The organism is Streptomyces montanus, from assembly GCF_005786655.1.
Taxonomy (GTDB): domain Bacteria; phylum Actinomycetota; class Actinomycetes; order Streptomycetales; family Streptomycetaceae; genus Streptomyces; species Streptomyces sporangiiformans.
In genome coordinates, this window is sequence record NZ_VBZC01000016.1 from 25,120 (window position 1) to 39,573 (window position 14,454).

Sequence of the window (14,454 nt, forward strand, 5' to 3'; positions counted from 1 at the left end):
TGGCGGGTGACGTGCGGGGGGGGTCATACGACGCGGTACTGCTCATCCAACGCGTCGGTGATCAGCATGTATCCGGGGGCATGAGTGAGGGCGAAGGGGGGCTTCGAGGCCATGACGGCGGCCTGCGGGGTGACGCCGCAGGCCCAGAACACGGGGACGTCCCCGGGCTCTGCCCGCACCGGGTCGCCGAAGTCGGGACGGGCGAGGTCGTCGATGCCCAGCTCGGCCGGGTCGCCGACATGGACAGGCCCCCCGTGCACCGCGGGCATGAGGGAACTGACCCGGGTCGCCGTCTCCACCAGACCGGCCGGGATCTGACGCATGGACACCACCATCGGCCCGTGCAGCTCGCCCGCCGGGCGACAGGCCCGGTTGGTCCGGTACATGGCGACGTTGCGTCCCTGTTCGACGTGCCGCAGGGGCACACCCGCCTCCGCCAGGGCACTTTCGAAGGTGAAGCTGCAGCCGATCAGGAACGTGACCAGGTCGTCCCGCCAGTGATCCATGACGTCCAGGGGTTCGTCCACGAGTCGGCCGTTCTCCCAGACCCGGTAGCGGGGCACGTCGGTGCGCAGGTCGGCACCGGGAGCCAGCGGCGTGGACCAGGACCCCCGATCGGTGACGTCGAGCACCGGGCACGGCTTGGGGTTGCGCTGGCAGAACAGCAGCACGTCGTACGCCCAGTCCGCGGGCACCGAGATGAGGTTGACCTGGGTGTATCCGGGACACCAGCCGGCGGTGGGGACATCCACCCGCTCCCGAAACAGCGCCCGCGCCCGGCCGGGGGCCGGGGCAGCGGAACGAGTAGCTGCCGACATCTGCGGTCCTTTCGTCACTGGGGTCCGAGCGTGCCCAAACAGTAGAGGATCGTTGAACAATCCGACAAGCCCCCTGTGGGTTTGTCCTTGTCTTAGACTTGGTTTCCGGGACTCACTCATGGCCGCGGGCAGTTCCGTCGGCCTTCGTGACAGGGATGGACGTCATGGTTGCCGAGATCGACCCGGCCGTGCTCGTGGGTGACCGCGCACTGCTCGGGCGCGCCAGCACCGCGGACCGGGTGGCCGGCATCCTGCGCACGCGGATCTCCGAGGGGCATCTGCTGCCCGGGACCCGGCTCTCGGAGGACGCCATCGGTCAGGCCCTCGGGGTCTCCCGCAACACGCTGCGCGAGGCGTTCCGCCTGCTCACCCATGAGCGACTGCTGTCTCATGAGCTCAACCGCGGGGTCTTCGTACGGACCCTGACGGTGCAGGACGTCGTCGACATCTACCAGGTGCGCCGGCTCATCGAGTGCGCCGCGGTGCGCAGCCTCACCGTGGCGCCGTACGACCTGAGTCAGGCGGAGGCGTCGGTGGCCGAAGGGGAGAAGGCCGCCGAGGACGGCGCCTGGGCCGATCTCGGCACGGCCAACATCCACTTCCACCACGCCGTCGTCGCCCTCGCCGGCAGCGTTCGTCTGAACGAGCTGATGCAAGGGGTGCTGGCCGAGCTGCGTCTGGTGTTTCACGCGATGGACAATCCGCGGGTCTTCCACGAGCCGTACCTGCCGCGCAACCGGGAGATCCTCTCCGCCCTGAGGGCCGCGAACATCATCAAGGCGGAACTGCTGTTGACGTCCTATCTCGACGACGCGGAACAGCAGCTCGTCGCCCGGTACTCCGAGCGCATCGGCACGGAGCGCCGGCCCTAGGTTCTGTCCCAACAGGGGCGGTCGTCAGGCCAGTTCGGTGCCGCGCGTCTCGGGCAGTCCGAGCAGGGCGACGAGGGCGATGCAGTAGCCGATGGCGCCGTAGACCAGTGCGCTGCCCACACCGGCGGATCCGGCGGAGAAGCCCACCGCGGTCGGGAAGAACGCCCCGATGGCGCGGCCGACGTTGTAGGTGAAGCTCTGGCCGGTGCCGCGCACGGCGTTGGGGTAGAGCTCGGCCAGGAAGGAGCCGAAGCCGGCGAAGATGGCCGAGGAGGAGAAGCCCAGGGGGAAGCCGAGGATCAGCAGCAGGTCGTTCGACCCTTGCGGGATGTTGATGTAGGTGATCAGCAGGGCGGCGCTGAGGACGGCGAACAGGGCGAAGGACTTCTTGCGTCCGAGGCGGTCGACGAGGAAGCCGCCGGTGATGTAACCGCAGAAGGCGCCGCTGATGAGGGTGGACAGGTAGCCGCCGGTGCCCACGACGGTCAGCCCGCGCTCGGTCTTGAGGTAGGTGGGCAGCCAGGTGGCGATGGTGTAGTAGCCGCCCTGTACGCCGGTGGCCAGCAGTGTCGCGAACAGCGTCTTGCGGGTCAGGCTGCCCTGGAAGATGGAGGACAGCGGGACGCGTGCCTCCTTCTGGGCCAGACGCTCGGTCACCTCGGGGGCGTCCTTGACGTTGCGCCGCACGTACACCAGCAGCAGCGCCGGAAGGGCACCGGTCCAGAACATGATGCGCCAGGCCAGATCGGGGTCGACGTTGTCCATCACGAGGGTGGCGACGATGACGGCCAGCGCCCAGCCGACCGCCCAGGAGCTCTGGATGAAGGCGAGCACGCGGCCGCGGTAGCGGGTCCGGGCGTACTCGGCGACCAGGACCGCGCCCGCCGCCCATTCGCCGCCGAAGCCGAGTCCCTGCAGGGCCCGACAGGCCAGCAGCATCGGATAGTTCACGGCGAAGCCGCACAGCACGGTGAACACGGCATACGTAGCCACCGTGATCATGAGCGTCCTGACCCGGCCGACCCGGTCGATCAGCACACCGGCCAGGACACCGCCGAGCGCCGACACCAACAGGGTGACCGTGGTCATCAGCCCGGTCTGCGCCGTGGTGAGGGAGAAGTAGGCCGCGATGGCGACCATGCTCAGCGGCAGAACCTGGAAGTCGTAGGAGTCCAGGGCGTATCCGCCGAACGCCCCCTTGAAGGCGCGGCGGCCCTGCGGGGTCATGGTGCCGTACCAGGCGAAGGAACCGGACTCGTCGTCCCTCTCGGTGGTCGGCGGGCTGCTGGTGGGAGTGGATGTCACGGTGACCTCACGGTGAGAGAAGGACTGGTACGAAGAGACGTTCGGAGCGGTTGCCGCGGGCGGTGCCGGCCGGTCCGTGGGTCCAGCCACCACGACGACTCGGTGGGGGCGCATGCCGCTTGATGTGGGGAACACCGTAGGGATTGTTCAACGATCCCTCAAGAGGTATTGAGGTTTTTTCTACAAAGCACTCCCGCTTCACCACCACGAGACCCCACTGAAGAAGCGGCGCGACCTGCAGTTACCCGATGAGACAGGCCCACGCAGGGAAGCGCACTGCTACAAACAGAGGCGGCATTGAAGGATTGTTCAACAATCAGTAGGGTGCGGTGCGATACGACAGAGAGGCACACCGGATGACGACGGCGCATCACACGACAACGCCGCACGCCGGAAGCGCACCCAGCGCACGCGAGCGGGTGGAACAGCTGCTGGACGAGGGATCGTTCGTCGAGCTGGAGGAGCTCCTGGGGCAGCGCCCGAGCGACGGCCCGGAGGGTGTCCGCATGACCGGCTCCGACGTCGTCAGCGGCTACGGCACGGTCGACGGCCGCCCCGTGGCCGCCTTCGCCACCTGCGTCCCCGGCTTCGGCACCCCTCTGAGCGATGTCCACCGCCGGAAGATCGTCAGCGCGCTGGACTTCGCGCTGAAGACCGGATGCCCGGTCATCGGCATCCACGACTGCGGGAACAGGCGCGTCCAGGGCCCGACGGGCGCCATCGGCTCGTACGGCGGTTGCTACGGCGGCTCGTACGGTGAAGTCTTCCGCCGCCAGGCCCGGGCCTCCGGGGTGATCCCGCAGATCTCGCTGGTCCTGGGAGCCTGTGTGGGCAGCGCGGCGCACTCCCCCGCGCTCGGCGACTTCACCGTGATGGTCGACCAGATGTCCCACATGCTCACCACGGCCACGGACGTCATCGAAGCCGTCACCGGCGACGGCACCGGCATCGAGGAACTGGGCGGAGCCCGGGCGCACAACACCGTCTCGGGCAACGCCCATCACCTTGCGTACGACGCCGGAGACGCCGTCGAGTACGTGAGGGCCCTGCTGTCGTATCTGCCGTCCAACAACCATGAACAGCCCCCGGCCGCACCGGACGAGGCCGACCTCGACCCATGTGCCGGGGAACCGCTGCTGGACACGGTCGTACCCGAGACCGCGCACCAGCCCTACGACATGCACGAGGTCGTCGAAGCCGTCCTGGACGACGGGGAACTCCTCGAGACACAGACGCTGTTCGCGCCGAACATCATCACCGGCTTCGGCAGCGTCGAGGGCCATCCGGTCGGCATCGTCGCCAACCAGCCCCTGCATCTCGCCGGTTGTCTGGACATCGACGCCACCGAGAAGGCCGCCCGCTTCATCCGTACCTGCGACGCCTTCAACCTCCCCGTCCTCACCTTCGTGGACGTACCCGGCTTCCTTCCCGGCATCGACCAGGAGTACCGCGGCATCAGCAGACACTGCGCCCAGCTGATCTACGCCTACGCCGAGGCCACGGTCCCGCTCATCACCGTGATCACTCGTCAGGCACACGGCGGAACGTACGACGTCATGGGCTCCAAGCAGCTCGGCGCCGATCTGAGTTTCGCCTGGCCCACGGCCCGGATCGGAACCACCGGCGCGCGCGATGCCGACAATGTCCTGCTGACCTCGCGCGATGCGGCAGAGCAGGGCTGGGTCGACGGCGTGATCAGGCCGTCACGGACCCGGCATCACATCGTCCGCGGACTGCGGGCGCTGCGCTCCAAGCGTCTGACGCAGCCACCGAAGAAGCACGGCAACATCCCTCTCTAGGAGCGACACCATGCCCGCCATCACCGTGCTGTACGGACAGCCCACCGCGGAGGAACTGGCCGCCGTCGTAGCGGTGTTCACGGCCCGGTCACGTGCCGCGCCGACGGCTTCCCGGTCGCCTGTGCGGCGCCGCCCGGTGTCCACCTGGGCCGCACCCGCGACCGCCATGCGGCAGCCGCTCCCCGCGGTCACCCGGCCGTCCTCTCATTGGTGAGCCGAGGGCTTTCACGCCGGTCAGGGGCGCGGTGGCCGGGCGGTGGCCGTACGGTCACCCGTGACGCGGAGAAACTCGAGCTTCTCCGCGTCGCTGCTTCCGGCCGCCGCCGTGTAGGCGACCATACGCAGGTCCGCGCCCGGAACGACGAGGACATCGCAGTCGAGCACGATGTCGCCGATGTCCGGGTGCCGGATCGTCTTGCGGTCGGTGGTGTGCTGGGCCGCCGTGCTCGTGGCCCAGTGATGGGCGAAGACGTCGGATGCTTCTCGCAGATGCCGCACGAGACGATCGAGCCGGGTATCCGCGGGATAGCGGGACACCGCGTCCCTGAGATCGGCGACGATCGCCGCCACGAAGGCGTCCTCTCCGTGCTCGGACCGGAAGGGACGCAGCGCGGCACGATCGATGCCGGTGCCGAAAAGGGCGCGCGCGAGGTTGCGTTCGGTGGCCGGGACCATGGTGGGGTCGCCGTGGAGCGCGGTCCACGTGGTGTTCCACCACACGAGGGTCCAGTCGGCGGCGAACACCCCGATCGGGACGTCTCCGAGGCGGGCGGCGAGCCGTTGGATGCCCGGCGGTACGTGAAAGCTGATCGTCCCGTCCTGCGGCGGCAGCAGCTTGGCGCTTCGGTACAACTGGTCACGCTCGGCCCGGGAGAGCTGAAGGGCCCGGGCGAGGGCACCCACAACCTGGGCCGAGGGGTTCTTCGCACGTCCCTGCTCCAGGCGCAGGACGTAGTCGACCGAGAGCCCGGCCAGTTGCGCGAGCTCCTCGCGGCGCAGTCCCGGGGCGCGACGGCCGGACGTCACGGTGAAGCCGGCGTCGGCCGGAGAGAGACGGTCGCGCCAGGCGTGCAGGAGCGCACCGAAACCGGAGCGGGAGGAAGCCATGGGGCTCATTCTCTCCACCCGGCACCAAAAGAGCCTGGGTACTGCCGGTCCTAGTGACGCGCACGGCACTGGTTGGCGGTGGCGCGAGCGGCGAACGTGTCGGTGCGCCGAGCCGGACACCCGCCGGCCCATCGGCCGACCAGTGAAGGAGCCCCCATGCAGTCCACCGTCGTCATGACCGGCGCGAGCCGTGGAATCGGCCGTGCCGCCGCGCAGCGCATCCTGCGCCGCTCGCCCCACCTGCATCTCCTCGTCGTCGCCCGCGGGTCCTCCGGCGCACGTCTGTCCTCAGAGCTCGGCGCGGGTGGGCACGCGGTCTCGTACGTCGCTGCGGACCTCGGCTCGCTGGGCAGCGTCCGGTCGGCCGCCACGGAGATCCGGGACCGGCTCGACCGCGGTGAACTGCCGCCGCTGCGCGGATTCGTGGGCAACGCGGGTACGCAGTACACGAACGCGCTCACCGAGGGACCCGACGGATTCGAGTCCACCTTCGCGGTCAACGTGCTCGCCAACCATCTGTTCGTCCGTCTGCTCGAGGACCGTTTCGCCCCGCCCGCCCGGATCGTCATCACCGTCAGCGACACTCACTTCGGTGACTTCAGGCACAACCTGGGCATGGTGCCCGGCCCCCTCTGGCGGTCCCCGGAGGTCCTCGCCCGCACCGGCGCCTTCCCCCGGCCGGACACCACGGCCGCCGGGCGCACCGCGTACTCGACGAGCAAGCTGGCCGCCATCCACCTCGTGCACGAGTACGCGCGCCGCCTGCCGGCCGGAATCGACGCCGTCGCCCACAACCCGGGGTTCGTCCCCGGCACCGGCCTCGCCCGGAACGCGGACCGCCTCTCCCGGTTCGCCATGCGTCGCATCCTGCCGGTGATGGCCCTCACGCCGCTCGCGACCAGCCGCGGCGCCGCGGGGCATCACCTCGCCGACGTCGTCCTCGGCACGACCGAGGCACCGACCGGCTCCTACGTCGACCGCGACCGTGCCGCCCGCTCGTCGGAGGAGTCGTACGACCCGCGGCGCGAACGCGCACTCTGGGACGCCGCCGAACGGTTCACCGCGGTGTACCGAAGCAGTCGGGACGGACGGAGCTGCTGAAGCGATCGCTCGGGAGGGCGTGGTAGCGGCGCGGCGGACCGGCGACTGGGCACGCGGCAGCGCCGCGCCCCTCAGGGGCGCGGCGCAGTGGGCGAGTTCAGGAGTGGCCGACCGCCCGGAGGCGGGCGTACGCGGCGGCCACGCGGCCGCCGACCTCGGCCGTGGAGATGAGAACCGCCCTGTTGGCCTGCGCGGTACGGCCGCCGGTGGCCTGGTCGACGGCGTGCATCAGATACTTCGTCAGGCCCTGGCCCGTGACGCCCTCCCGTTCGGCCCGGGCGAGCGCGTCACCGATCGCGGCCTCGGCCTCGGCCGAGTCCACGGCGTCCTCGGCGCGGGGCGGGGTGGTGACGACCACGCCGCCGGGGTGCCCGGCGGCCCAGTGCGTGCCGACGACCCGCGCGATCAGGTCCTCGTCGTCGATGCGGTGCGGGGACCTGACGCCGCTGGAGGCGCAGTAGAACGCGGGGAAGTCGTCCGACTGGTAGGAGATCACCGGCACGCACTGCGTCTCCAGGTACTCCATCGTCAGCTTCAGATCGAGGATCATCTTCGCCCCGGCGCACACCACCGCGACCTTCGAGCGGGTGAGCTGGATCAGATCCGAGGAGATGTCCATCGTGGTCTCCGCTCCCCGGTGCACCCCGCCGAGCCCGGCGGAGCAGAAGAACGGGATCCCGGCGAGCTCGGCGGCGACGAGCGACGACGCGACGGTGGTCGCACCACGGCTTCCTCGGGCGAGTACGACGGGCAGATCACGGCTGGACACCTTGGGGATCCCCGGCTCGGACGCGAAACGTTCGATGTCCTGCTCGGTCATCCCGACGCGGATGGCGCCGCCCTCGACACAGATCGTGGCCGGGACGGAGCCGCCCTTGCGGACGGCGGCCTCGACCTGGTGCGCGGTCTCGGTGTTGTGCGGGTACTTCAGGCCGTGCGTGATGACGTTCGACTCCAGCGCGACGACCGGGCGGCCCTCGTGCAGGGCCTCACGCACTTCTTCGCTGTGAACGACCGGAACGGCGGTGCTCATCGGGTTCCTTCTGTGGGGAGCGCGGGGAGAGTGGGGACCGGGTCGGCGGCGGGGATGCGCCGGGGGTCGCTTGTCCGGGAGTCGCGTATCCGGGCGACGAGTTCGCCGACACCGTGCTCCTTGAGCACGCTGTAGTGGTCACCGTCCAGGTCGACGATCGCCGGCGGTTTCGCGGAGTATCCGGAACTGCCCTCCACGAAGGAGTAGTCGTCGCCCCGGGCCTTGAAGATCGTGACCGGTGCCTCGATCCGGCGCTCCTGGAGTTCGCGGAAGCTGTACTCGAACTCGTACGTCTCCGCGACGATCCGCGTGATGCGGCGGATCGTTCCGGCGTCCAGTGCGGGAAGCAGGCCGTGGACGAACTCGACGAAGGAGGACTCGTCCGTCGCTTCGTCCAGGCACGCCTCCAGGTGCGGGCCGTGGACGGTGCCCGTGAACACGGAGAACAGGATCGTCAGGTAGGCGGGATTGCCGTACGAGGCCTCGCGGCCCCACTGCTGCCCGTCCTCGCCGCGCACCTGCGGATTGCCGGGGCAGATCAACAGCAGGTTCTCCACCTTCTCCCCGGACCGCTCCAGCTGCCAGGCCGCTTCGAACGCCACGCGCGCGCCGAACGAGTAGCCCCACAGGGTGTACGGGCCGGACGGCTGGACGCGACGGATCTCGGACACGTCGGCCATGGCCATCTCGCGGATCGTGCCGTACGGCGTCTCACCGGGGTTGATGCCATGGGCCTGGATGCCGTAGAAGGGCCGGTCCCCGCTCGCGCTCGCGCCCAGCAGGCGCAGGTTCATCGGGTAGCCGCCCAGTCCGGGCCAGCAGAACACCGGGCGCTGGGCGCCGCCGGTGTGCAGCGGCACGAGGCGCGAGACGTGCCGCGGGGCGTCGTCGTCGATCCGGGCGGCGAGATCTTCGAGCTTCGGTGACTCGAAGATCACCTGCAGTGGCCGGTTGACACCGAACACCCGGTTGATCCGGTTGACGAGCGCCACGGCGTGCAGGGAGTTGCCGCCGGAGGCGAAGAACTCGTCCTGCGTGGACACGTCGTCGTACTTCAGCAGCCGCCCCCACTCGCCGGCCAGCCACAGCTCCGTCGCGGTGGCGGGCGCCACGTACACCGTCGAGGTCTGGGCGGCGGCGATCTCCGGCAACTGTGCCGCGGCCTTGGCGTCGATCTTCCCGTTCGCGGTCAGCGGCAGTGCGTTCACCACCAGCACGCGGGCGGGGATCATGTAGTCCGGCAGGAACCGCGCGAGGTCGTCCCGGATCAGTTCCGCCGGGCCCTTGGTGTGCACGGCGTCCTCGTTCATGCCCTCGTGCGCGGCCTGTTCGTCGCTGATGCGGCCGCCGACGAGGAAGTACGACGCCGGCGCGGCCGGCACGCCCGCGGCGGCGAGCAGCTCGTCCAGGCGCCGGGAGGCCGGGAGCGGGTTGCCGGTCTTCGACGAGTAGCCGGAGGACATGAGTCCCAGACCCGGAGTGCGCTGGAGGTGGTGGAGTTTCGTGCCGAGCACGATGTGGTGCAGCCACGCCTCTTCGACGCGTGACACGGCGCTGATCCCGAAGGAGGCCCGCTCGAACACGCCCTGGTTGATGGCGATGACGTGGCGTTTCTCCACCGTCTCCGCGCCGAGCCGGTCGAGCCGGCCATCCCGGTGGAGATACAGCCCCGCCTCCAGGCCCTCCACACCGTCGTCGTGGGCCTGGACGAACAGCTCCACCTCGTCCGGGCGCTCCGGGCCGTCGTTCTCGGTGACGGCGAAGGTGCCCAGGTACTGGTCGTCGTCGGCCACGTCGAGCCGGGCCTTCACCCCGGGCTCGAATCCGGCGGGGGCGATGGTCAGGCCGAAACCGGGCAGGACCTCCTCGAACACACCGACCATGTGGCCGGTCTCGAACTCCAGCACCTCCACGATGTTGTTCTTGTACACGGGCTCGATCGCCCGCTTCCTGCCGAGGAAGTGCACCTGGAGCCCCTGTTCCGGGAATCCTTCGGAGGCTTCACCGACGCGTACGAGGGTGTGGTCGACGGGGTGGAAGTAGTAGACGCCGGCCGGCAGGCAGGACAGGCCGCTCGTCTCCAGGTACATCTGTGTCGCGTACAGGGCACCGGGAGAGGCGTAGGAGTACTTCGGCAGCAGCCGCTCCTCGCTGCGGAACGGGCCGAACCAGCGCAGGAGCTGCCCGAGTTCGTCGAGGGACAGCTCGGTCAGGGGGCGCGCGTACGACGGCCTCCCGCGCGGGGCGAGCAGGCCGAGGACATCTCGGACGGTGACCGGGCCGCCGTCGTAGAACCGGTAGGTCTTGCGGGCGAACGTCTCACGCCGCTGCTCGTCCGTCGCGTCCTGGCCGGGCAGCGTGACGGCCCGTCGGCCGTCGAGTTCCGCGGGCTCACGCAGGCCGGGGTTCGACAGCTGGGCCCTGACCTGGACCTTGGACGCCTTCGACTGGTGGTGGGCGGCGTCCTCGCGTCCCTGGTCCATGACCGCGGCGGTGCGCTCGTTGAGCTCCACCGCGGCGACGAGGGCCTTGTGGCCGGTGCGCGCGTCGTCGGTGACGAGGGCCGCTGCGCGCCGCACCCACGTGTGCTCCTCGATCCGTGAGGCGACCTCCTCCAACTCGACCCGGTAGCCCCGCAGTTTGACCTGGTTGTCGGTGCGCCCGATGAACTGGATCGTGCCGTCGGGGTGCCACTTGCACAGGTCGCCCGTGCGGTACAGGCGCTCCGTCGGGTTGAACGGGGAGATGATGAATCTGTTGGGGTTGTGCCGCCCGGTCTGCTCGGGCATCCCGAGGTAGCCACGCGCGACCTGGACGCCGCCGATGAACAGCTCGCCGCTCTCGCCGATGTCGACGGGCTGCATGTTCTCGTCGAGGATGTAGCAGGTCACGTTGTCGGCCGGGACGCCGATGGGCACGATCCCGGACGGGCTGTCGCCGAGGGTGTCGGGGTCGATCCACTGTGAGGTGGCGTTGATCGTCGTCTCGGTGGGTCCGTACAGGTTGACCACCGAGATGCCGGGCAGCGCCGCGAACAGGTCCTGGGCGAGGCCGCGGGTGAGGGCTTCACCGCCCGAGAACACGCGCGTCAGCGACCGGCACGCGCTGAACTCCTCGGTGTCGACGAGGGCTTGGAGCAGGGTCGGAACGGCCTGCAGGGCGGTGACCTCGTGCTCGCGGATCATGGTGGTGATGCCCTCGGGGTCCCGGAAGATCCCCGGATTGCCCATGACGACCCGGGCGCCGGTCGCGGGGGCCAGGATCTCCCACTGGGCGGCGTCGAAACTCATCGGTGTCTTCTGCAGGATCGACACCTCGGGGCCGAGGTGCCCGCAGTTGGCCAGCCACTGCATCTGGGACACGATGCTGCGCTGCTCGATCAGCACCCCCTTGGGCTTGCCGGTGCTGCCCGAGGTGTAGATGACGTACGCGAGGTGGTCGCCATGGGTCTCCGGCAGGGGGCCCGACGGCAGAGCGGGGGCGTCGGTGAGGGTGACGACCGTGGTGCCCTCCGGGGCGAGGCGCCGGGCGCGCTCGCGCAGATGGTCCTGGGTGACGATCACCCTGGTCCCGGAGTTCTCGAGCATGTACCCGAGACGTTCCTCCGGATAGTCGGGCGACAGCGGGAGGTAGGCGGCTCCGGCGGTGAGGATGCCCCAGGCACCGGTCATCAGGTCGGCGGACGGTTCGGTGTACAGGCCGACACAGGTGTCCGGTGCGACACCGAGGTCGGCGAGGTGGGAGCCGAGGCGGTGCGCGGCGGCGTTCAGCTGCCGGAAGGTGAGGGCACCGCCCGCGTGGGTGACGGCGACGGCGTGGGGACGCTCGCCGGCCTGGTGGGCGAGCAGGGCACGCAACGAGATGCCCTTGAGGAAGATGCCGGATATCGGTGTGCTGGTGTTCATGTGGTGCAACCCCCGGATGAAGACGGGTGATGACGTGCTCAGACGCGACTTGCGGCGTGCTCCGTCCGTACGGGGGCGGGCGCCTTGTGACGCGGTTGGGCGAGGACGACCGCTCCTACGACGGCGGCCGCTCCGAGGAGTTGGAGCGGGCGCAGGGACTGGTCGAGGAAGAGGTAGCCGAGGACGGTCGCGCACAGCGGTGAGGCGAACGACAGGAACGAGGCCGCCAGCGCGGGCAGGCGCGAGAGTCCGCGGAACCAGAGGACGTAGGCGATCAGGGCACCGATGACGCCGAGGTAGGCGAAGCCGCCGATGTTGCCCCAGGTGAGGTGGTCCGGCAGCGTCTCGCTCGCCAGGGTGACCGGTACGAGGACGAGGCCGCCCACGGTGAGCTGCCAGCCGGTGAACGTCAGCAGCGAGACGCCGTCGGGGCGGCCCCACCGCTTTGTGAGCACGATGCCGCAGGCCATGGACAGGGCGCCGAGGAGACCCGCCGCGACGCCGATGCCGTCCAGACCGGCGTGCGGCTGGAGGACGAGCAGCGCGACACCGGTGGCGCCGAGCAGACAGGACACGATGTGCAGCGGCTGGATCCGGTCCTTGAGGAGGACGGAGCCGAGCAGGAGCACGATCATCGGCTGGACGGTCATGACCAGGGCGGCCACTCCGCCGGGCAGGTGGTAGGCGGCGAGGAACAGGAAGTAGAAGAACGCGCCGATGTTCAGGACGCCGAGGACGACGGCCCGCCCCCACCAGATGCCCTTGGGCAGGACACGGGTCACCAGCAGCAGGAGCAGTCCGGCGGGCAGGGCTCGCAGGGTGGAGGCCAGCAGGGGCCGGTCCGGCGGCAGGAACTCGGTGGTGATCAGGTAGGTGGAGCCCCACACGGCGGGGGCGAGAGCGGTGACCGCGGACGTGGCCGCGAGGCGCTGATTGCTCATGGATGGCTCACTTCTTGGCGGCCGGCATTGGCTGCGGCCCGGGGTGTGGCCCGGGGTGTGGCCCCGGATGTGGCCCTGGCTGCGTCCCTGGCTCCGGAGTCCGTGGTGCCGAAGAACCGGTCTCCGAAGTCACCGATGCCGGGAACCATGAACGCCTGCTCGTTGAGCCGGTCCTCGATGGCGCTCGTGACGATCTTGACGCGCGGCCGCTCGGTCGCGACGCGACGCAGCCCTTCGGGCGACGACAGGAAATTGATCATGATGATGCGGTCTTCGCGTACGCCGGACTCCAGCAGGACGTCGACGGCCGCGAGCGCGGACCCGGCGGTGGCCAGCATCGGTTCCAGCAGCAGCACGTACCGGTCGGCGATGTCGTCGGGCAGGTGTTTGTAGTAGAGGTGCGGCAGTTTGGTCCGCCGGTCGCGCTGGATGAGGATCTTGCCGATACGGATGCCGGGGTGGACATCGCGCAGCTCGCTCTCCATGGCCTCACCGGCACGGATGACGGGCACGGCGCACAGCTTGGAGGCGAACTCCAGGCCGTGGAAGGTGGCACCGACCGGGGTGGTCACCTGCTTCTTGGTGAAGGGAAGCAGGTCCATTCCGCCTTCGAGCAGGAGGCGGATGACGCGGCGCGAGTAGAACAGGAAGTTCTCCCGCGTGCAGTCCCTGTCCCTGATGATCGTGTGGATCGCGCGGAGTTGATCCGTCTGCGGGAGGAGGTGGACGTTGTGGCCTGTGGTCACGGCTGGTTCTCCTCTGTGGTCACCGGGGACGCGGGAGCGGGAGGGGCGGCGGGCCGTCCCCCCGGATCGCGCCGCCCCACTGCGTGGCCGGATCAGCCGATCTCGTCGAAGGCGCGGCGCGCCTCGGCGACGAACCGGGCGACCTTGGCGCGGTCCTTGCGTCCGTCGGGGCCCTCGAGGCCGGAGTGGGCGTCGACGGCGGCGGGCCGGACGGCGCGGATCGCGTCGGCGACGTTCTCCGGGTTCAGGCCGCCCGCCATCATGAGGGGCTTCGGGGAACGCCGGACGAGTTCGGCGGAGACGTTCCAGTCGTGAGTGAGGCCGGTGGCACCCTTGGCGCCGGTCCTCGGGTCGAAGGTGTCGGTGATGTACATGTCGACGTACGGGTGGGTGTCGTCGACGAGCTTCAGCAGCTCCTCCGCGTTGTCCTCCTTGACCACCAGCGACTTCAGTACGAAGAGGTCCGGGCGGATCTCCTTGAGGCGGCGGAGCTGACCGGTCTCCACATCCCCGTGGAGCTGAACGGCAACGACACCGAGCAGGCGGCAGAACTCGCTGATCTCTTCGGCGTCGGTGAGGTAACTGATGAGGACACCGGCGTGCGGGGCCTCAAGACCCTTGATGATCACGGCGGCGTCCTGCTCGGCTATGTCGTCCTTGCCGGAGGGCAGACGCAGGGCGAAGCCGATCCAGTCCGCCCCTTCGCCGGTGATCATCTCGGCTTCGGCGGCGTCGATGATGCCGGCGACCTGGACGAGCTTGTTCACGGTGGTCATGGAAGACGATCCCCTGTCGTTGGAAGAGAGGAGCGGACAGGTGCGCGCCCA

The 14,454-nt window shown here is 69.6% G+C and carries 12 protein-coding genes; 4 read left to right on the forward strand and 8 right to left on the reverse strand.

Translation table 11 applies throughout. The features are described 5' to 3' along the window. Window positions 1-23: 23 nt before the first annotated feature. Complete coding sequence (locus tag FE633_RS16410) at window positions 24-818, reverse strand: putative hydro-lyase (RefSeq protein WP_138045896.1); 795 nt, start codon at window positions 816-818, stop codon at window positions 24-26. A gap of 164 nt (window positions 819-982) precedes the next feature. On the opposite strand from FE633_RS16410, the gene FE633_RS16415 reads away from it, so the two are divergent. Continuing rightward, entirely contained in the window at window positions 983-1,690 is a 708-nt protein-coding gene (locus FE633_RS16415) for a GntR family transcriptional regulator (RefSeq protein ID WP_138045897.1), read from the forward strand. 24 nt (window positions 1,691-1,714) lie between these two features. Here FE633_RS16415 and FE633_RS16420 read toward each other — a convergent pair whose 3' ends face one another. Next, window positions 1,715-2,995, reverse strand: a complete 1,281-nt coding sequence (locus tag FE633_RS16420) for an MFS transporter (protein WP_246113654.1) — start codon at window positions 2,993-2,995, stop codon at window positions 1,715-1,717. 329 nt (window positions 2,996-3,324) lie between these two features. Here FE633_RS16420 and FE633_RS16425 point away from each other — a divergent pair, with 329 nt between their 5' ends. Next, window positions 3,325-4,794, forward strand: a complete 1,470-nt coding sequence (locus FE633_RS16425; protein ID WP_425473179.1) for an acyl-CoA carboxylase subunit beta — start codon at window positions 3,325-3,327, stop codon at window positions 4,792-4,794. A gap of 10 nt (window positions 4,795-4,804) precedes the next feature. Then, entirely contained in the window at window positions 4,805-5,008 is a 204-nt protein-coding gene (locus tag FE633_RS16430; protein WP_138045900.1) for an acyl-CoA carboxylase subunit epsilon, read from the forward strand. A gap of 20 nt (window positions 5,009-5,028) precedes the next feature. On the opposite strand, the gene FE633_RS16435 is transcribed toward FE633_RS16430, so the two are convergent. Then, window positions 5,029-5,901 (reverse strand): helix-turn-helix transcriptional regulator, encoded by an 873-nt coding sequence (locus tag FE633_RS16435; RefSeq protein WP_138045901.1) that lies wholly within the window; start codon window positions 5,899-5,901, stop codon window positions 5,029-5,031. Window positions 5,902-6,057: 156 nt separating this feature from the next. Here FE633_RS16435 and FE633_RS16440 point away from each other — a divergent pair, with 156 nt between their 5' ends. Further along, on the forward strand, window positions 6,058-7,002 hold the full coding sequence (locus FE633_RS16440; protein ID WP_138045902.1) for an SDR family NAD(P)-dependent oxidoreductase: 945 nt from the start codon (window positions 6,058-6,060) through the stop codon (window positions 7,000-7,002). Window positions 7,003-7,099: 97 nt separating this feature from the next. Here the strand turns inward: FE633_RS16440 and FE633_RS16445 are convergent, their stop codons facing one another. From FE633_RS16445 to FE633_RS16465, 5 genes are all read right to left on the reverse strand, one after another. Further along, window positions 7,100-8,035: a pseudouridine-5'-phosphate glycosidase gene (locus tag FE633_RS16445; protein WP_138045903.1), complete on the reverse strand. Its 936-nt coding sequence runs from the start codon at window positions 8,033-8,035 to the stop codon at window positions 7,100-7,102. Continuing rightward, complete coding sequence (locus FE633_RS16450; RefSeq protein WP_138045904.1) at window positions 8,032-11,940, reverse strand: amino acid adenylation domain-containing protein; 3,909 nt, start codon at window positions 11,938-11,940, stop codon at window positions 8,032-8,034. Before FE633_RS16450 ends, FE633_RS16445 begins: the two co-directional genes overlap by 4 nt. 38 nt (window positions 11,941-11,978) lie before the next feature. Next, complete coding sequence (locus tag FE633_RS16455) at window positions 11,979-12,881, reverse strand: EamA family transporter (RefSeq protein WP_138045905.1); 903 nt, start codon at window positions 12,879-12,881, stop codon at window positions 11,979-11,981. Then, complete coding sequence (gene upp, locus FE633_RS16460) at window positions 12,878-13,627, reverse strand: uracil phosphoribosyltransferase (RefSeq protein WP_138045906.1); 750 nt, start codon at window positions 13,625-13,627, stop codon at window positions 12,878-12,880. Before upp ends, FE633_RS16455 begins: the two co-directional genes overlap by 4 nt. Before the next feature lie 92 nt (window positions 13,628-13,719). Continuing rightward, window positions 13,720-14,403 carry a phosphoribosylanthranilate isomerase gene (locus FE633_RS16465; protein WP_212747226.1) on the reverse strand — a complete coding sequence of 228 codons (684 nt, stop codon included), beginning with the start codon at window positions 14,401-14,403 and terminating at the stop codon, window positions 13,720-13,722. Window positions 14,404-14,454: the final 51 nt, after the last annotated feature.